Genomic DNA, 16,824 nt, shown 5'->3' with positions numbered 1-16,824 from the left:
TGTCGATACGAGGTGAGCATGACGGACGGTTTTTCCTACCACGCGGCGTTCGCCCGCAACCTGGGCTGGGTCACGCAGGCAGAGCAGGACAGCTTGCGCGGCAAGCGCGTGGCCATCGCCGGCATGGGCGGCGTGGGCGGCGTGCACTTGCTGACCCTGGCCCGGCTGGGCATCGGCGCCTTTCACATCGCCGACTTCGACACCTTCGATATCGCCAATTTCAACCGCCAGGCCGGCGCCATGATGTCCACGCTGGGCCAGCCCAAGGCCGACGTGCTGGCGCGCATGGCGGCGGACATCAATCCCGAGCTTGACATCAAGCAGTTTCCCGACGGCATACACGCGAGCAACCTGGCGGCGTTTTTCGACGGCGTCGACCTGTACGTGGACGGCCTGGATTTCTTCGCCTTTCCCGCGCGCCAGGCCACCTTCGTCACCTGCGCGCGCCTGGGCATACCCGCCATCACGGCCGCACCGCTGGGCATGGGCACGGCGGTGCTCAATTTCTTGCCGGGCGGCATGACGTTCGAAGAATACTTTGGCTGGGGCGACTTGCCGGAAGAAGAAAAAGCCCTGCGTTTTCTCGTCGGCCTGGCGCCGGCCGGCCTGCACGGCCCGTATCTGGTCGATCCGTCCGCCATCAACCTGAAGGCGCGGCGCGGGCCGTCAACCATCATGGGCTGCCAGCTGTGCGCGGGCGCGGCCGCCACGGAAGCCTTGAAGATTTTATTGAAAAGGGGCAAGGTCCTGGCGGCGCCGCACGGCATGCATTTCGATGCCTACCGCAACAAGCTCGTGCATACCTGGCGCCCGGGCGGCAACCGCCACCCGCTGCAACGGCTGGCAATGGCCATCATCAAGCGCCGCCGCGCGGCGCAGGAGGCGTAAATGGGGCAGGCAGCGCAGATCGCGCAGATTGATTCTGTGCTGGAAAACATCCTCGACCAGGCGCGCTGGGCGCCCAGCGGCGACAACACGCAGCCATGGCGCTTTGAAATCGTCGAGCCGCGCCACGTCGTCGTGCATGGCTTCGATACGCGCAGCCACTGCGTGTACGACCTCGACGGCCATCCCAGCCAGCTGTCGCTGGGCGCCTTGCTCGAAAGCCTGGCGCTGGCGGCCAGCAGCCACGGCTTGCGCATGGAGGCGCGGCGGCGCATGGCCATGCCCGACACCCTGCCTACCTTCGAAGTGCTGCTGGTCGACAGCCCCGGCATGCCGCCCGACCCGCTGGCGGCCTTCTTGCCACGGCGCAGCGTGCAGCGGCGGCGGCTCAGCACGCGCCGGCTGCGGGCCAGCGAAAAGGCCGCGCTCGATGCCTGTTTGCCGCCCGGCTACACGGTGCAGTGGTACGAGGGCGGGCGCGCGCGCCTGGCCTGCGCGCGGCTGATGTTCGACAATGCGAAGCTGCGCCTGACCATGCCCGAGGCGCACAAGGTGCACCGCGACGTCATCGAATGGGGCGCGCGCTTCAGCGCCGACCGCATCCCCGACCAGGCGCTGGGCGTGGACCCGATGACGGCGCGCCTGATGCGCTGGGTCATGCAAAGCTGGCGCCGCGTGGATTTCTTCAATACCTGGCTGGCCGGCACGCTGGCGCCCCGGCTGCAGATGGACTTGCTGCCTGGCATCTCGTGCGCCGCGCATTTCGCCCTGCTGGCCGCCGCGCCGCCGCGCCACACGGACGATTACGTGGCGGCCGGGCGCGCCATGCAGCGCTTCTGGCTGACGGCCACGCGGCTGGGCCTGCAATTGCAGCCGGAACTGACGCCGCTGATCTTCGCCCGCTACGTGCGCGAACGGCGCACCTTTTCGCGCACCGAGGGCATGCTGGAGCTGGCGCAGGAGCTGGCCGTGCAGTGCCAGACCGTGCTGGGGCCGGCGGCGTTTGACCGGGCCGTGTTTCTCGGGCGCATAGGCGCCGGACCGGCGGCCCAGGCGCGTTCCTTGCGCCGGCCGCTACGGGATCTGATCGTGGCCTCGGGCCCGGGCGAATAGGGCGCCTGGCGATGGCCCGGCTTGACGCCATGGCGCGCGCCATCTTGGCCGCATGCTGGCCAGCGCGGCGCATCCCGCCGCCATCAGGGCCAGCGTGCCTGGCGACGGCATGGGCGTGCTCGACGGCACGTAGGCCAGTTCAGTGCTGTTGATCATGTTCAAGACCAGCGTGTAGCTGCCAGCCGCCAGGTTGTCGGTGACGGCGCTGAACAGGCCGCCGCAATCGGTGCCGCTGCCCGTGCCCGTGGGGGCGCCGCAGCCGGTGGGATCGTAGGTGAACAGGCTGCCGCTGGTGAGCGGGCTCTGCGCGTAGCCGGTATTCAGGTTGGCGCTGTCGGCCAGTTCGGTGCCGCCCAGTATGCCGGAGCCGAGCGTGCCGTCGGGCGCCCAGTTGAAGGCGACCTGGCCATTTTCATCGATGAGGGTAAAGGTCAGCCCCACGTTCGCGCTGGCGGACGAGCCCAGGCCGGCCTGGGCGTCCAGAAACAGCTGCATGTAGGGCTGGGCCTGGAAATTGAACGCGAGGGTCGCGCCGGGCTCGCCGACAACGATGTTGATGGCCAGGGCGGTGCTGGAACCGTTGCGCCCCGATGCATCGGCGGTGCCGGCGCCAGTCAGGAAGGCTTCCGCCGCATTCACCGTATGCGTGCTGGTCGAGCCGGGCGGGAAGGGGGGAATCTGCGAGCTGATGATTTGCGCGTCGCCGCGCGCGTACGAGGCATTGCCCATGCCTTGCTGCGTAAAATCGTTCTGGCCCTTGCTGACGGCGCCGCGCGCCGCCTGCGGCGCATCGATTTCGTTGCTGCCGCCCCGTATCACGCCGCTGCCATTGAGGCTGGCCGTGGTGCGCGACAAGTCGATATTGCTGACCAGGCTGATGGAGCCGCTGGGGTTGCTGATGGTCAGGCCATAGGCGTTGATATACGAATAGCCGTACGCCGTCGCCCTGGCAGCGCCGCTGCTTCCTAGCAAGAGCAGGGTCAGCACGGCCGCCGGCAGCCGTGTACAGAAAAAAGTCATCATGAAAATCCTCATGTGCTGGCGTACGTTGTAAGGAAAGCCGACAGTGCGCGGCATAAAAAAGGCGAGGAGACTTCCCTCGCCTGTGAATGCCCCCCGGTTACATGGTTCAGGCTGCGATTTTCCGGCGGCTGGCGTAGCCCAGGCCTGCCAGGCCCAGGCCCAGCAGGGCCAGGGTGCCGGGCTCGGGCGCAGCTTGCTTCACCAGGTCCACGCTTTCCACGGCATTCAAGGTCAGGGTGTAGTTGCCGGCCGCCAGGGCATTGCTGACGGCGCTGAAGTTGCCGCCGCAAGCCGTGCCCACTCCCGTGCCGCCAGGCGTGCCGCAGCCGGTGGGGTCATACGTGAACAGGTTGCCGCGCGTCAGGAAGTTGGTCGCCAGGCTGGTGTTCAGGTTGGCCGCGTCAGCCGATTCCGTGCCGCCGAAGATGCCGGAACCGATGACGCCATCGGGGGTCCAGTTGAAGACGGTCGCGCCGGTCGAGTCCGTGATGGTGAAGGTCACCACCAGGTTGGCTGTCGCCGTGGACAGCTGGCCCACCGTGCTTTGCAGGAAGACTTGCATGAATGGCGACGAGAAGAAGTCAAAGCTCAGCGTTGCCGTTGGCGAACCGACGACGAAGTTGACCGAGAAGCCCGTGGTCGAGCCGTTGCGGCCGGAGGCGTCGGCAGTGCCGGCAGGGTCGTCCAGGTGGGCTTCGGCCACGTTCACGGCCTGCGTGGAGGTGGAGCCGGGCGGAAACGAGGGGAACTGCGTGCTGACGATCTGCGCGTCGCCGCGCGAGTAGTTGCCCGTGGGGCCTTGTTGCGTGAAATTGTTTTCCCCTTTGGTGACGGCGCCGACGGCGGCGCGGGGCGAGTCGAGCAGGCCGGGACCGCCATTGATGACGCTCACGCCATTCAGGGTGGCCGTGGCGCGCGAGATCGTGGTGCTGTTCAGGGCGGTGATGGAGCCCGTGGCGGCGGCAATCTGCAGGCCGAAGATGTTGTTGTAGGAATAGCCGTAGGCGCCCGCCTGTGCGCTACCGGCGGCGCACAGCATGGCCAGTGCCGCCGCGGCCGGGAGCAGTTTCAGTTTAGAAAATTTCATTTTGTTCACCTCGTGGTTGAGTGAGTCTGGAAGTCTTGCCTGAGTCCTGTGGGCAGGTGCTCATGGCCAGACCTAAGCGACTTCCATGCCAAGGCATGAGGTGCGTGTGAAATCAAGGACTTGGCGTGCTTTTGTTGACGTAATGCAGGTGTTGTCAGGCGTGCTGTAAAAAAAGCCGACGCCGGGCCGTCACTGCAGCAGCGCTTGCATATGCGTGAGCAGGCGCGGTCCCGGCAGGCAAGCCCGGAAGGCGTTCGCCAGTTGCCGCGCGGCCAGCCGGGTGGGGGCGTCGTCGAGCAGGCGCGTGGCGGCATGGCGCAGGGCCGTTTCCTGGAAGCGGTCGGCGCGCAGCAGCAGGCCGGCGCCGGCGCCGGCGACGCCATGCATGTTGAGGAACTGGTCGAGGTTGCCGGCGATGCCGATCACGGGCACGCCCGCCGTCAGCGCCTGCTGGCTGGTGGGACTGCCGCCGTTGCAAATGACCAGGCTGGCGCGCCGGGCGGCCGCGTCGCCGGGCAGGAAGGGCGCGACGAAGGCGTTCGGCGGCACGGCGTCGAGGCGGACGGTGCCGGCCGTGGCCGCCAGCACGGTGACGGGCAGGGGCGCCAGCGCGCGCAGCACGCGCGGCAGCAGCTGGCCCTGGCCGGAACTGCCCAGGGTGACATAGATGATGGGGCGTCCGCTGCTCAGTTCAGGGCGCTGCCACCAGTCCGGCAGTTCGAGCGGCGGCGCCCAGATGACGGCGCCCAGGTAGTCGTGCGTGGGCGGCATGGCATGGGGCGGGAACAGTTGCGCAATATCCGCATACAGGGTGCGGTCCGCTTCCGTGTAGGTGCGGCGCAGGTCGCCGCCCAGGGACGGCAGGCCGTGGCGCCGCCGCACGCGGTTCAGCGGCACGGCGTGCGAGGCGAAGGCCAGCGGGCGTACCAGGCGGAACAGGGGATCGGCCAGCCAGATGGGCAGCACGCCCGTCAGGGGCAGGCTGGGCACCGTGTAATGCTGGCGCACGTACGGGCTCCAGTAGGCGTTGCTGACGGCAAGGTAGGGAATATGCTGCAGGCGGGCGCTGACGGACAGCGACAGGCGGAAGTCGCCGATCACGAGGTCGGGCTGGACGGCTTGCAGCAGGCGCAGGTCGTCTTCCACGTAGCGCAGCAGCGTACTTTCCGTGTAGACAGGCTTGCCGCTGGCCAACGCCTGCAGAAATTGCTGAGAGGAAATGCTGTCGATATGCCAGCGCCGGAAGGACGCCTGCTTGAAGCAGAAGTCGTAGCCGCCGGTACAGGCAAAATGCACCTCGTAGTCATCCTCGGCCAGGCCTTGAGCCAGGCTCAGAGGGCGGCCGACATGGGCCAGGGTCACTGCCTCTGCCATGAAAAGAATTTTTTTGCGCGCCATTGCTTGCCGTCTTGCCAGCTTTCCCGCGAGGTAACGCTCATGCGTGCAAGGTTGGAGTGGCGCCGCGCCGTTTGGTTCCCCGGCGCCTGCCACAGGCGGGCGACGGGGATTTGCACCATCGGCTAGAGTGGGGGCAAAGGAGATCACCATGCAGCCACCATCCCGTCACGCCACGCTGCGTGCGCACAGCACGCCCGAACCGGATATCCCGCCGCCGCCCGAAGGCGATCCGCTCAAGCCGCCGCCGGAAAAGCCGCCGCATACGGACCCCGTGCCCGTCGAGGAACCGACGCCGCCGCCGCCGCCCGTCAGGATGGCTTGACCGCAAGGCTCCCGCCGCCCGCCTGGGCGGCCGGCCATGCGCCGCCGCGCTGCTTATTTCTAGTCGGAAATGGATTGCGCGGGCGACTGGATTGCCACGCCAATTAAACAACAAAAATGCCAATAAACGTTGCCGAGTGGATACAAATCAAGCTCTAACTGCTGTGTGTCATGCGGCCGTCACGATTCTGTTCTTATAATGAGACATCATAAAAATTCTTGTACAGGAGACCATCATGGGCAATTCCTTGCATAACAAAATCTACCTGGGACGGCGTCCTGTGATGAGCAGCAAACACCTCGTGGCGCTGGCGCTGGCCGGCGCCGTGGCAGGCTGCGGCCTGGCATGGCTGCTGCTGCGCACCTACAAATAAGGGCGCTCACGCTCGTGTTTCAGCCGCCCGGCCGCACGGCGGGCGGCGCCAGATTTGCGTTGCCTGTTGCCGATGCGCAGCGGGGCGCGTACCATGGGGGCCGAACACCTGGCCTTTTATGGAAAAGTAATGAAGAACGAGAAATTAACAACCGATGAATATGACGCGCTGGAGCAGGTTGCACGCGGCATCAAGACCGAGCGCCCCAGCGCTTGCGTTGCCCGCAATGCCAAGCGCCTGTCCGGCCTGAAGCTGCTCAGCTACGCCCGCGATGGCCGTCTGTCCATCACCGAGAAGGCGCAGCAACTGCTGTTCCTGCGCCGCTGCATCATGGGCTTGCGCGCCGTGGCAAGCGATCCGCTGACCAAGCTGGACACGGACGTGGCTTACTTCCTGGGCAAGAAAGCCCACATCGTGGCGCGCGCCGAGGGCGAGGGCCACGACATTTCCGACAAGGGCCGCGAATCGCTGGCCGACATCGACACCCTGGGACTGTAACAGCCTGTCCCTGACGCCGGCCCCTGGGGCCGGTTTTCACATCCCCCTATTATTTCCCCTTGGAGAATACTTTGGACAGCGCGATGAACTGGTCGGCCCACGAACTGACGATGACGGTCCTGATGACGCCCGATATGGCCAACTTTTCCGGCAACGTGCACGGCGGCACCATCCTGAAATACCTCGACAGCGTCGCCTACGCCTGCGCCAGCCGCTATTCGGGCAGCTATGTGGTGACCTTGTCGGTGGACCAGGTGATGTTCCTGCAGCCCATCCACGTGGGCGAGCTGGTGACGTTCCTCGCCTCGATCAATTACACGGGCACGACATCGATGGAGGTGGGCATCCGCGTGGTGACGGAAAACATCCAGCAGCGCCTGGTGCGCCACGCCAACAGCTGCTATTTCACCATGGTGGCCGTGGACGCCAACCGCAAGCCCGTGGCCGTGCCACCGCTGGCGCTGGAAACGCCGGAGCAGCAGCTGCGCTTCGAGCAGGCCAAGCTGCGCAAGCTGTCGCGCCAGAAGGTGTCGAAGAAATAAAGCGTTGCGGACATAAAAAAACGGCCGCCAGAGCGATCTGGCGGCCGTTTTTTATTGCATGCCTAGAGGCAATGGCAAACCGTGATTAACGGTCGCCGTAGCTGCGGCGCGCGCCGTCGGTGCTGCGCGGGTTGGAACCCTTGTAGCCGCCGCCGGTGCTCGGCGCGCCGTCCTTGCGTGGTGCGCCCGGCTTGCTGAACGTGCGTTGGCCCGGCTTCGCGCCGCCACGGTTGTCGCCTGGTTTCCAGCCGCCTGGACGGGCGCTCGAACGTGGCGCCGATGCTGTTTTCTTCGGCTCGAAACCTTCGATGACATTGACCGGGATCAATTGCTTGGTGAAGCGTTCGATGCGCTTGACGTTCATGCCTTCAGCGTGGTTCACCAGCGAGATGGCCAGGCCATTGCGGCCAGCGCGGCCGGTACGGCCGATGCGGTGGACGTAGTCTTCCGGGAACTTCGGCAGATCGTAGTTGAACACGTGGGTGATCGTCGGCACGTCGATGCCGCGGGCGGCAACGTCGGTGGCGACCAGCACCTTGACCTGGCCGCGGCGCATGCCGTCCAGGGTGCGGTTGCGCGCGCCCTGATGCATGTCGCCGTGCAGGGCGGCAGCCGAGAAGCCGGCGATGTTCAGACGGTCGGCGATGGTGTCGGCGTCACGCTTGGTGGCGGTAAACACAACAGCCTGGTCCAGCGTTTCGTCGCGCAGCAGGTGGTCCAGCAGGCGGTTCTTGTGCGACAGGTCGTCGACGAAGTGGACGCGCTGCGTGATGTTTTCATGCTTGTTGCTCGAACTCGCCACCTGGATGACCAGCGGGTTTTTCGTGATGCGGCGCGCCATGTTGCCGACGACACCGTCCAGGGTTGCCGAGAACAGCATGGTCTGGCGGCCTTCCGGCGTCGCTTCGACGATCTTTTCGATGTCGTCGATGAAACCCATGTCCAGCATGCGGTCGGCTTCGTCCAGCACCAGGATTTCCAGTTGCGAGAAGTCGATCTTGCCCGAATCCATGTGGTCGATCAGACGGCCTGGGGTAGCGACCAGAATCTCGGGATTCTTGGCCAGCAATTGCATCTGTTTAGGGTAAGGCATGCCGCCCAGGATCGACACAGCCTTGATGCGGCGGATGCCGGTGCTGTACTTGTCGGTATTGGTGGTCACTTGCAGGGCCAGCTCGCGCGTCGGCGTCAGCACCAGCATTTTTGGCTGGGCAGCCTTGAAGCGTGGACGCTCGCCGCGGGCGCGCGATGCCTGCATTTCCTGGTTCGGCGTCTTGCCGGCGGCGCTTTGTTCGGCGCTGGCCAGTTTGTGCAGCGATGGCAGCATGAAAGCTGCCGTCTTGCCCGAACCGGTCTGCGACGAGACCAGCAGGTCACGGCCTTCGATCGCGGCTGGAATCGCTTGCGACTGTACCGCGGTTGGCGCGGTGTAGCCCGATTCGGTCAGAGCGGCGAGGATGGACGGATGCAGGCCTAAGGATTCAAATGTCATTCTTTTTCTTTCGTAAAAATCAGCGTTCTTGCAAAAAGCAGAACGCAAAATAGCAACGCCAACCAAAACGAAATGACTCAACTAGAAAGAAATTTCGGCACAAAAGCTTTGCGCCGGGACGGTGTCAGGTGCGACACACAAGGCGGGAGGGCTTTATAAGCGGCATCCTGTGGATGCGCTAAGGCTTGCGAAGCTGCTAAGTTTGTAGTGCATATAACTGCGGTGTTGCCATCGCTTCAAGGGAACATATTGCAGCGCACAACGACACTATACCGTATTTGCCGCCGTTTTGCACTGCCTAAATGGGAAGAAACGCGCGTCCTACCACGTTTTGATGCTGTTTTCTATGTGAAATCAGTAGAAATACGTAGATTTTGCGCGCTTAATTGAGCATGGCCACGATGTCGGCGGGCAGCGGCGGCGTCTGTCGTGCAGGCCGGGCTCCAGCTGATACTTTCCCTTGGCATGCCGCCAGATCGGTACACGTCACCGCATTATTCCACTTCGGGATTGACGGCCATCACTTGCGAAAAGCCGCCATCGACGTAGGTAATCTCGCCCGTGATGCCCGAGGCCAGGTCCGACAGCAGGAAGGCGGCCGTGTTGCCCACTTCCTCGATGGTGACGTTGCGCCGCAGCGGGGCGTGTTCGGCGACAAAACCGAGGAGTTTACTGAAATCCTTGATGCCGGAGGCGGCCAGGGTCTTGATGGGGCCGGCCGAGATGCCGTTGGCGCGGATGCCGCGCGGGCCCAGCGATTCGGCCAGGTAGCGCACGGACGCTTCCAGCGACGCCTTGGCCAGGCCCATGGTGTTGTAATAGGGCACGGCGCGCACGGCGCCCAGGTAGGTCAGGGTCAGCACCGAGGCGCCCGGACGCAGCAGGGGCAGGGCGGCCTTGGTCATGGCGGGAAAGCTGTAGGCGGAGATGTCGTGGGCGATGCGGAAGCTCTCGCGCGACAGGCCGTCAAGGAAGTCGCCCGCGATCGCTTCGCGCGGGGCGAAGCCGATGGCGTGCACGAGGCCATCGAGGTGTTCCCAGTGCTGCGCCAGGTCGCGGAAGGCGGCCGCGATCTGCTCGTCGTTGCCGACGTCGCAGTCGAACACCAGTTCGCTGTTGAATTCCGCCGCGAATTCCGTGATGCGCTCCTTGAAGCGTTCGCCCACATACGTGAAGGCCAGCGTCGCGCCTTCGCGGTGGCAAGCCTTGGCGATGCCATAGGCGATGGAGCGGTTCGACAGCAAGCCCGTGATGAGGATTTTTTTGCCTTGCAAGAAAGCCATGATGACTCCTGTCTGGGTGGGTAGGTCGGATGTGCAACCGGCCGCGACAGCAAAGCTGTGGCGGCCGGTGGAAATCAGATGTCGGGTGGTTTGCAACGCCTAACAACGCCTGACAGAACCGTAGCGAGCGGAAGTGAGGCTCGGCGCCCCCGTTGGCCTGAGAAGCGCAACCGTACTTTTAGTACGGTGAGCATCGCAGGCTGCAAATCACGACGCGCAGTAGCTTATGTCAGATGTACTCAATGGCGCGCTTTTGCCCGGTTGTTGCCGCCGCCGCGCTGGATGCGCGGCTTCACCAGGGAAATTGGCGCCGTTTGCGCCTTGCCGCCCTTGGCGGCGCGGCGCAACGCCTTGGCGGCCCGTTCCGGACGGTCCGCTTCCAGCAGCATGGTGGCGCTGTCGGCGATTTCCTGGGTGATGTCCTTGTTCATCGTGGCCGAAGTCTTCGGCACGAGGATGGTGGAGCCGGCGCGCAGGCTGGTGCGCTGCGGAATGTTGTTCGCCTGGCGCAGCACGTCGGGCGTGGTGCCGAATTTCGACGCCAGGGTTTCGATGCGTTCGCGCGCGTTGGTGATCTTGTGCGTGGTCCAGCTCGACAAGGCATGGCCCCATTGCGCCAGGTTGGTGGTGAACTTGGCGGCGTTTTCCTGCGGCAACAGAATCTTGGTCTTTTCGCCGCCGATGATGACAGGGCGGTTGAATTGCGGGTTCAGGGCCTTGAATTCATCCATCGACAGCTCGGCCAGCTGGGCGGCGACCGTGATGTCGATGTCGCTGGTCTTGTCGATGGCCGTGAAGTAGGGCTGGTTGTCGACCACGGGCAGGGTCAGGCCGAACTGCGCCGGATTGGCGATGATGTTCTTGACGGCTTGCAATTTTGGCACGTAATTGCGCGTTTCGGCCGGCATCAGGTCGGCCAGGCTTTCAAAGTCGGTCGGCTTGCCCAGCGCCTGGTTTTTCTTGATGGCGCGCTGTACCGAGCCTTCGCCCCAGTTGTAGGCGGCCAGGGCCAGTTGCCAGTCGCCAAACATGTCATACAGGCGCTGCAGATAGGTCAGGGCCGCATCGGTCGAGGCCAGCACGCCGCGGCGCTCGTCCTTGAACATGTTTTGCTTGAGGTTGAAATCGCGCCCCGTGGCGGGCACGAATTGCCACATGCCGGCCGCATTGGCGCTGGAGAACGCCTGCGGGTTGAAGGCGGACTCGATGAAGGGCAGCAAGGCCAGTTCCGTCGGCATGCCGCGCTTTTCCAGTTCCTGCACCACGTGGAAGATGTAGCGCGAGGCGCGCGCCGTGGTGCGGGCGATGTAGTCGGGGCGGGTGGCGTACCAGTTGACGTGGTTGGTGACGAGCTGGTTGTTAATGTCGGGAATCGCATAGCCGCTGCGGATGCGGCCCCAGACGTCGGCTTCGCGCAGCGGATCGGAACTGTCGCTGAGGTTTTTCAGCAGGCGGTCGGTCTTTTGCAGGCGGTTGTCGAGGGTGGGGAGTTTCGCCGTGACCTGGGCGGCCATCGGGATCAGGGCAGGTGCTGTGGCGGCGACTGGCGCGTTATCGCTCTCAACACCGGCTTCGTACGCCTGGCTGAGGGCGGGCGCGAGCGCCAGGGCCAACGCCGCCAGGACGGTAGATTTAAAGGAGTTTTCGTGCATAGTGTTCCATTGTTGTCGTCGGAGAAACATCGGACAGACCCATGATCAAGCAGCGAGTGTACGTATATCCACATGCCGGAGTCAAGAATTATGTCAGCATGATGACAGGAAATAAGCGGCAATAGATCAGAAACGGCTGAGTTTCCCCGCGCTGATGCTGTCATTATTGCAAATTTAATTTGCCCAATGCGTGTTTCGGCCGCTGTTATAGCATACATGGCGCCGTCTCTGGCGCAAGGCTGGCGCACGCCGGGTATGAGACTGCGCAAAGAGTGCGTACAATTTGGCTTTGGGCCGGCCATTCGCGCGCCGGCCATGTTACCGATAGAGAGCATCAATGATGAACACCCCGCCGCGCCACGACGACGACCACGCCGTCATCATCGCCAATACCGTTGACTGGATGGAAAAGGCCGTCATCGGCCTGAACCTGTGCCCGTTCGCCAAGGCCGTGCACGTCAAGAAGCAGATCCGCTACGTGGTGTGCGATTCCAGCAATCCCGAAGATTTGCTGGCAATGCTGATGGACGAGCTGCAAACGCTGGCCGACACGGACCCCGGGCAGATCGACACGACCCTGCTGATCCACCCGTACACGCTGAACGATTTCCTCGACTATAACGAGTTTCTCGACGTGGCTGACGCCGCCGTGGAAGACATGCACCTGGCCGGCGAGCTGCAAGTGGCCAGTTTCCACCCGAATTACCAGTTTGCCGAGACGTTCGAGGACGACATCAGCAACTACACCAACCGTTCGCCGTATCCGACCCTGCACCTGCTGCGGGAAGACAGCATCGAGCGCGCCGTGGAAGCGTTCCCGGAAGCGTCCGAAATTTTCGACAAGAATATCGCCACCCTGGAAGCGCTGGGCATCGAAGGCTGGGAAAAGCTCGGCGTGCCGAAGGTTTCCTGATGGCTGACAAGGAATTGCCATTGCGTCCAGACACGCCCTGCGTGGCCGTGTGCTCGACGACCTTCGATGAAATCTGCCGCGGCTGCGGCCGCAGCGTCGTGGAAGTGGCCCACTGGGTGTCGATGACGGATGAAGAGAAGGAAGTGGTGTGGGTGCGGATTCTTTCGCAAGGGTATCCGCGCCGGAATACTTAATAGCGATGCAATAGAGCAGTATCCCCCTATTGCGTCGACGCTTAAGCAAATCGTAGCGAGCGGCGATGATTTGTGGCTAAGAAGCGCAGCCGTACTCAAGTACGGCGAGCATCGCAGGCCGCAAAGCGCGCCGCGCAGCAGATTTGCCTATGCGTTTCAGTAACTGCCGATAAAGTCTTTCTTGCCCACTTCAATGCCATTGTGGCGCAGGATGTCGTACGCCGTCGTCGCGTGGAAGAAGAAGTGCGGCAGCGCGTAGTGGAACAGATAGGTCTGGCCCGTGAAGTGCTTGGTCTTTTCGCCGCTGCCGGTGGTGATGGCGCGCGTTTCGCTGCCGTCGATGTCCGCTTGCGGCAGGCTTTCCAGGAAGGCGATGGTTTTCACGATGCGCGCCTTCAGTTCTGCAAAGCTCTGTTCGCTGTCTTCATATGGCGGCACGGCCACGCCGGCCAGGCGCGCGCCGCAGCCCTTGGCGAAGTCGGTGGCGATCTGGATCTGGCGCACGAAGGGCAGCATGTCCGGGAACAAACGGAACTGCAGCAGGGCGTTCGGGTCGATTTTCTTGTCTTGCGCGTGGGTTTCCGCCTTGTCGAGGATGGCGGCCAGGCTGCCCAGGATCTGTTTGAAGACGGGGATCGATGCGGAATAGATGGAGAAGGTCATGATGGTTCCTCTAGGTGAAGTGGCGCGATGATAGCAAGTCGCGCGGTTTTCTGCTGGCGGCCGCGGGCGGCGCTGTCGCAGCTGTGGTTTTTCCGGCCTGTCCATATGGCATGCGGCGGCCCGCACGATGTGTTTATTGGTGACTTTTCGGGCTTTTTGCATGCATAATTGCTCTTGAAAAAGTTTCATCCCGCCACTTCCACCCAGACTCCCCTGTAAAGTTCGATGATCGCGCGCCTGATCCCTGTTGCCCTGTTCCTGCATGTCTAATTCTGCCTACCGACGCCTGCGCTCCAGCCTGCGCGCCCTGTACGGCTCGTCGATCTATGGCGCGCTGCTGCTGGTGGTATTCGGCGGCCTGGTCATTCCCTCCATCATCGGCAGCTACCTGCTGGTGGGCGTGCACGAACGCCAGTCGGCGCGCACCAGCCTGAACGAGGCCTTGCAGCGCAATGCCGACATCCTCGCGCTGGGCATGCAGGAGTCGCTGTGGAACATGAATGCGGAATCGGCCCATTCGCTGGTCGAGTCGGTGATGCGCGACCGCGCCGTGCTGCTGGTGAGGGTGCTGGGGCAGGGCGATACCGAATTCATCAGCCTGCGGGCGCCGCAGCGGCCCGTGGGCAATCTGTACCGCGCCGGCCGCGACATCCTCGTGCGCGGCGAGCGCATCGGCCATGTGGTGGTCGAGATGGACGATGCGCGCAGCCAGCAAGAGCTGCGCGAAAAGCAGGTCGCCTATATTTTCGTGCTGGGCGCGCAACTGGCCGTGTCGATGGCGCTGATCGTGCTGTTCCTGAACCGCCGGCTGCTCAAGCCGCTGCGCCGCCTGATGCGCTTTTCCGACCGCCTGTCGCACGGCGACTTCGATACGCGCCTGGACTCGGGCAGCAATGACGAGCTGGGCCGCCTGGCGGCGCAGCTGGAGCAGATGCGCGCGGCTATCCGCCAGCTGTTCGAGGACGTGGGCCAGCGCGAGGAGCGCTTCCGCACCATCGTCACGCAGGTGCCGGGCGCCGTCTTCCGCTACCGGCCCGATGGGCCCATCGACTTCGTCAGCGATGCGATCGAGGAGATCGCCGGTTATTCGGCGCGCCAGTTCATGCGCGGCACCACGCATGCGTGGGCCGACCTGATCTGCCCGGAAGACCGCCGCGCGCACCGCCGCGCCGTCAAGCAGGCCGTGCTTGAGGTGCAGCCGTATGCGCTGGAGTACCGCATCGTCGACGCCTTCGGCACCGAGCGCTGGGTGGCCGAGAACGGCCAGCCGCAGGCCGGCGAGCGGGGCGTGACCTGGGTCGACGGCATCATCGCCGACATCAGCCAGCGCAAGCACCACGAAATGCGCATCGAGGCGCTGCTGACCGAGCAGAGCGCGATTCTCGATAATGTCATGTTCGGCGTGATGTTCGTGCGCCACCGCCGCATCATTTCCGTGAACCGCCGCTGCGAGGAGCTGTTCGGCTATGATCCAGGTCAAATGATGGGCAAGTCGACCGCCATCGTCTTCACTTCCTCGTATGATTTCGAGGAGGCGGGCGAGCGCCAGTACCCGGCCCTGGGCCTGGGGGGCGACTTCAGCGAAGAGCGCCAGTACCAGCGCCGCGACGGCAGCCTGTTCTGGGCGCTGGTGAGCGGCTGCGCGCTCGACCCGCAGCGCGCCAACGAAGGCAGCATCTGGGTGTACGCAGACATCACGGCGCGCAAGGAAGCGGAGGAAAAGCTGCGCCTGTCGGCCACCGTGCTCGAACACATCGCCGACGGCGTGATGGTGGTCGACGCGAACGGCATCATCGTCACCGTCAACCCGGCGTTTACGCAGATCACCGGCTACAGCGAAGCGGAGGCGCTGGGCCGGCATTCGTCGCTGAACCGCTCGGCGCGCCACGACGCGGCCTTCTACCAGGCGCTGTGGGACGAGCTGATCGCCAGCGGCTTCTGGCGCGGCGAAGTCTGGCACCAGCGCAAGAACGGTGAAATCTACCTCGAGTGGCTGACCATCAGCGCCGTGCGCGACACGCGCGCCGTCACCACCCATTACGTGGGCGTGTTCAGCGACATCACCCTGATCAAGGAGTCGCAGGAAAAGCTCGACCACATGGCCCATCACGATCCGCTGACGGCGCTGCCGAACCGCCTGCTGTTCCACGACCGCCTGCAGCACGCGCTGCTGCGCGCCGCGCGCGACCAGGAGCAGCTGGCCGTGCTGTTCATCGACCTGGACCGCTTCAAGAACGTCAACGACACCCTGGGCCACCATGTCGGCGACGAATTGCTGCAAAAGGTGGCCGGCCAGCTGGCGGCGCGCCTGCGCGAAGGCGACACCCTGGCGCGCCTGGGCGGCGATGAATTCATCGTGCTGCTCGAAGGCATAGACGGCGAGTATGGCGCCACGCAGGTGGCGGAAAAGCTGATGACCATGTTCGACCAGCCGTTCACGGTGGCCGGCCACGAATTGTTCGTCACCTGCAGCGTGGGCATCAGCCTGTATCCGGACGATGCGCTGGACTTGAACATGCTGATCCGCAATGCCGACGTGGCCATGTACCAGGCCAAGGCGCGCGGGCGCAACGGCTACCGCTTCTATGCGCCGTCGATGACGGGCGAGGGCGTCGAGCGCCTGCGCCTGGAAACCTTTTTGCGCCGCTCGCTGGAAAAGAACGAGATGTTCCTCAATTACCAGCCGCAGGTGGAGATCGACACGGGCCGCCTGGTGGGCGTCGAGGCGCTGGTGCGCTGGAACCATCCGGAGCTGGGCCTGGTTCCGCCGGCCCGCTTCATTCCGCTGGCCGAGGACAGCGGCTTCATCAACCAGCTCGGCAAATGGGTGCTCGACGAGGCGTGCCGCCAGATGATGCGCTGGCAGGCGCAGGGCTTGCGCGTGCCGAAGATGGCCGTGAATCTGTCGGTAAAGCAGTTCGAGCGGGGCAGCATCGCCGGCATGGTGGCCGACATTCTGAAGGAGACGGGCCTGGAGCCGCAGCGGCTGCAGCTGGAAGTGACGGAGTCCGTGATCATGAACACGGGCGACGCCCTCGGTTTCATCAACGACTTGCACGCCATCGGCGTGGGCCTGGCCATCGACGACTTCGGCACCGGTTATTCCTCGCTGGCCTATTTGAAGCAGCTGCCCGTGCAGACGCTGAAGATCGACCGCTCCTTCATCAAGGATATCTCGACGGACGTCAACGACGAAGCGATTGCGATTGCCATCATTCAGCTGGGCAAGAGCATGCAATTGTCCGTCATCGCCGAAGGCGTGGAGACGGAAGAGCAGGCGGCCTTCCTGCTGCGCCACGGCTGCAAGCTGGCGCAAGGTTATTTTTATAGCCGTCCGGTGCTGGCACAGGATATGCTGGAGCGCTGGATCGATGACTAATTAAATA

General features: G+C 64.0%; 16 protein-coding genes. 9 read left to right on the top strand and 7 right to left on the bottom strand.

The features are described from left to right. Positions 1-18: 18 nt before the first annotated feature. Both AC07VI_RS15410 and AC07VI_RS15405 read left to right on the top strand, forming a co-directional pair. The gene (locus tag AC07VI_RS15410) at positions 19-888 is read left to right on the top strand and encodes a ThiF family adenylyltransferase (protein WP_086147487.1); all 870 of its coding nucleotides are present in this window, start codon (positions 19-21) and stop codon (positions 886-888) included. Then, entirely contained in the window at positions 889-1,998 is a 1,110-nt protein-coding gene (locus AC07VI_RS15405; protein WP_492994979.1) for a nitroreductase family protein, read from the top strand. Here AC07VI_RS15405 and AC07VI_RS15400 read toward each other — a convergent pair. From AC07VI_RS15400 to AC07VI_RS15390, 3 genes are all read right to left on the bottom strand, one after another. Further along, entirely contained in the window at positions 1,960-3,021 is a 1,062-nt protein-coding gene (locus AC07VI_RS15400; protein ID WP_492994977.1) for an EDSAP-1 family PEP-CTERM protein, read from the bottom strand. The two genes, AC07VI_RS15405 and AC07VI_RS15400, sit on opposite strands and share 39 nt — an antisense overlap. A gap of 106 nt (positions 3,022-3,127) precedes the next feature. Further along, positions 3,128-4,108 (bottom strand): EDSAP-1 family PEP-CTERM protein, encoded by a 981-nt coding sequence (locus AC07VI_RS15395; RefSeq protein ID WP_086147500.1) that lies wholly within the window; start codon positions 4,106-4,108, stop codon positions 3,128-3,130. A gap of 189 nt (positions 4,109-4,297) precedes the next feature. Beyond that, positions 4,298-5,482 carry a glycosyltransferase gene (locus AC07VI_RS15390; RefSeq protein ID WP_492994974.1) on the bottom strand — a complete coding sequence of 395 codons (1,185 nt, stop codon included), beginning with the start codon at positions 5,480-5,482 and terminating at the stop codon, positions 4,298-4,300. Between the two features lie 172 nt (positions 5,483-5,654). Between AC07VI_RS15390 and AC07VI_RS15385 the strand changes: the two genes are divergently transcribed. The 4 genes from AC07VI_RS15385 to AC07VI_RS15370 all read left to right on the top strand — a co-directional run bounded on the left by AC07VI_RS15385 (position 5,655) and on the right by AC07VI_RS15370 (position 7,241). Then, entirely contained in the window at positions 5,655-5,828 is a 174-nt protein-coding gene (locus AC07VI_RS15385; RefSeq protein ID WP_492994972.1) for a hypothetical protein, read from the top strand. Positions 5,829-6,063: 235 nt separating this feature from the next. Further along, positions 6,064-6,201 carry a hypothetical protein gene (locus AC07VI_RS15380; RefSeq protein WP_157792289.1) on the top strand — a complete coding sequence of 46 codons (138 nt, stop codon included), beginning with the start codon at positions 6,064-6,066 and terminating at the stop codon, positions 6,199-6,201. A gap of 129 nt (positions 6,202-6,330) precedes the next feature. After that, on the top strand, positions 6,331-6,699 hold the full coding sequence (locus AC07VI_RS15375) for a hypothetical protein (RefSeq protein ID WP_086147485.1): 369 nt from the start codon (positions 6,331-6,333) through the stop codon (positions 6,697-6,699). 83 nt (positions 6,700-6,782) lie between these two features. Beyond that, positions 6,783-7,241, top strand: a complete 459-nt coding sequence (locus AC07VI_RS15370; protein ID WP_086147498.1) for an acyl-CoA thioesterase — start codon at positions 6,783-6,785, stop codon at positions 7,239-7,241. 85 nt (positions 7,242-7,326) lie between these two features. Here the strand turns inward: AC07VI_RS15370 and AC07VI_RS15365 are convergent, their stop codons facing one another. From AC07VI_RS15365 to AC07VI_RS15355, 3 genes are all read right to left on the bottom strand, one after another. Further along, positions 7,327-8,733, bottom strand: coding sequence for a DEAD/DEAH box helicase (locus AC07VI_RS15365; protein ID WP_071322891.1), 1,407 nt, complete (start codon positions 8,731-8,733; stop codon positions 7,327-7,329). 494 nt (positions 8,734-9,227) lie between these two features. Beyond that, entirely contained in the window at positions 9,228-10,016 is a 789-nt protein-coding gene (fabI, locus tag AC07VI_RS15360; RefSeq protein WP_086147484.1) for an enoyl-ACP reductase FabI, read from the bottom strand. Positions 10,017-10,255: 239 nt separating this feature from the next. Next, the gene (locus tag AC07VI_RS15355) at positions 10,256-11,668 is read right to left on the bottom strand and encodes a transglycosylase SLT domain-containing protein (protein WP_086147483.1); all 1,413 of its coding nucleotides are present in this window, start codon (positions 11,666-11,668) and stop codon (positions 10,256-10,258) included. A gap of 340 nt (positions 11,669-12,008) precedes the next feature. Here AC07VI_RS15355 and AC07VI_RS15350 point away from each other — a divergent pair, with 340 nt between their 5' ends. Then, positions 12,009-12,581, top strand: a complete 573-nt coding sequence (locus AC07VI_RS15350; protein ID WP_099375004.1) for a DUF1415 domain-containing protein — start codon at positions 12,009-12,011, stop codon at positions 12,579-12,581. Next, positions 12,581-12,775 (top strand): DUF1289 domain-containing protein, encoded by a 195-nt coding sequence (locus AC07VI_RS15345; protein ID WP_077406743.1) that lies wholly within the window; start codon positions 12,581-12,583, stop codon positions 12,773-12,775. Before AC07VI_RS15350 ends, AC07VI_RS15345 begins: the two co-directional genes overlap by 1 nt. A gap of 156 nt (positions 12,776-12,931) precedes the next feature. On the opposite strand, the gene AC07VI_RS15340 is transcribed toward AC07VI_RS15345, so the two are convergent. Then, positions 12,932-13,438 (bottom strand): DUF1993 domain-containing protein, encoded by a 507-nt coding sequence (locus tag AC07VI_RS15340; RefSeq protein WP_034779265.1) that lies wholly within the window; start codon positions 13,436-13,438, stop codon positions 12,932-12,934. Between the two features lie 262 nt (positions 13,439-13,700). Here AC07VI_RS15340 and AC07VI_RS15335 point away from each other — a divergent pair, with 262 nt between their 5' ends. Then, positions 13,701-16,817: an EAL domain-containing protein gene (locus AC07VI_RS15335; protein WP_099419411.1), complete on the top strand. Its 3,117-nt coding sequence runs from the start codon at positions 13,701-13,703 to the stop codon at positions 16,815-16,817. Positions 16,818-16,824 lie beyond the last annotated feature (7 nt).

The organism is Janthinobacterium sp. GW821-FHT03A03, from assembly GCF_059421435.1.
Note: the sequence above shows the minus strand (reverse complement) of the source record. Positions and strands in the feature narration are given on the sequence as shown.

Coding starts and splice junctions, on each gene's coding strand:
- AC07VI_RS15350 (WP_099375004.1), top strand. CDS start 12,009: ATGAACACCCCGCCGCGCCACGACGACGACCACGCCGTCATCATCGCC.
- fabI (WP_086147484.1), bottom strand. CDS start 10,016: ATGGCTTTCTTGCAAGGCAAAAAAATCCTCATCACGGGCTTGCTGTCG.
- AC07VI_RS15365 (WP_071322891.1), bottom strand. CDS start 8,733: ATGACATTTGAATCCTTAGGCCTGCATCCGTCCATCCTCGCCGCTCTG.
- AC07VI_RS15380 (WP_157792289.1), top strand. CDS start 6,064: ATGGGCAATTCCTTGCATAACAAAATCTACCTGGGACGGCGTCCTGTG.
- AC07VI_RS15385 (WP_492994972.1), top strand. CDS start 5,655: ATGCAGCCACCATCCCGTCACGCCACGCTGCGTGCGCACAGCACGCCC.
- AC07VI_RS15355 (WP_086147483.1), bottom strand. CDS start 11,668: ATGCACGAAAACTCCTTTAAATCTACCGTCCTGGCGGCGTTGGCCCTG.
- AC07VI_RS15395 (WP_086147500.1), bottom strand. CDS start 4,108: ATGAAATTTTCTAAACTGAAACTGCTCCCGGCCGCGGCGGCACTGGCC.
- AC07VI_RS15405 (WP_492994979.1), top strand. CDS start 889: ATGGGGCAGGCAGCGCAGATCGCGCAGATTGATTCTGTGCTGGAAAAC.
- AC07VI_RS15370 (WP_086147498.1), top strand. CDS start 6,783: ATGAACTGGTCGGCCCACGAACTGACGATGACGGTCCTGATGACGCCC.
- AC07VI_RS15340 (WP_034779265.1), bottom strand. CDS start 13,438: ATGACCTTCTCCATCTATTCCGCATCGATCCCCGTCTTCAAACAGATC.
- AC07VI_RS15335 (WP_099419411.1), top strand. CDS start 13,701: ATGTCTAATTCTGCCTACCGACGCCTGCGCTCCAGCCTGCGCGCCCTG.
- AC07VI_RS15400 (WP_492994977.1), bottom strand. CDS start 3,021: ATGATGACTTTTTTCTGTACACGGCTGCCGGCGGCCGTGCTGACCCTG.
- AC07VI_RS15390 (WP_492994974.1), bottom strand. CDS start 5,482: ATGGCAGAGGCAGTGACCCTGGCCCATGTCGGCCGCCCTCTGAGCCTG.
- AC07VI_RS15345 (WP_077406743.1), top strand. CDS start 12,581: ATGGCTGACAAGGAATTGCCATTGCGTCCAGACACGCCCTGCGTGGCC.
- AC07VI_RS15410 (WP_086147487.1), top strand. CDS start 19: ATGACGGACGGTTTTTCCTACCACGCGGCGTTCGCCCGCAACCTGGGC.
- AC07VI_RS15375 (WP_086147485.1), top strand. CDS start 6,331: ATGAAGAACGAGAAATTAACAACCGATGAATATGACGCGCTGGAGCAG.